General features: G+C 45.4%; 1 protein-coding gene. It reads right to left on the minus strand.

Annotated elements, in window-relative coordinates; translation table 11 throughout:
- On the minus strand, window positions 1–337 hold a 337-nt coding region (locus OCF96_RS09925; RefSeq protein WP_474104224.1), incomplete at both ends, for a MiiA motif-containing surface protein.

The following is a 337-nucleotide window of genomic DNA, read 5'->3' on the forward strand; positions in this document are numbered from 1 at the left end:
CCTGGGTTGACTGCTTTAACCTTATCTTCGATTGCTTTCTTCTCTTCTGGAGTGAGAGCATCTGGATTCGCTACTACTGTCTTATCTGCTGGTTTAACGATGTCATTACCTGCGTTTGGTTTAGCTGCATCTGTTGCTGACTTAGTCAAGTCTGACGCTGGGATAACCGCTGTCTTACCTTCTGGAGTTGTGACTGTCGCATTGCCTTTATCGTCTACGACTACAGTCGCTCCTGGGTTGACTGCTTTAACCTTATCTTCGATTGCTTTCTTCTCTTCTGGAGTGAGAGCATCTGGATTCGCTACTACTGTCTTATCTGCTGGTTTAACGATGTCAT

This window comes from Streptococcus mitis (genome assembly GCF_946190065.1).
Classification (GTDB): Bacteria; Bacillota; Bacilli; order Lactobacillales; family Streptococcaceae; genus Streptococcus; species Streptococcus mitis_DE.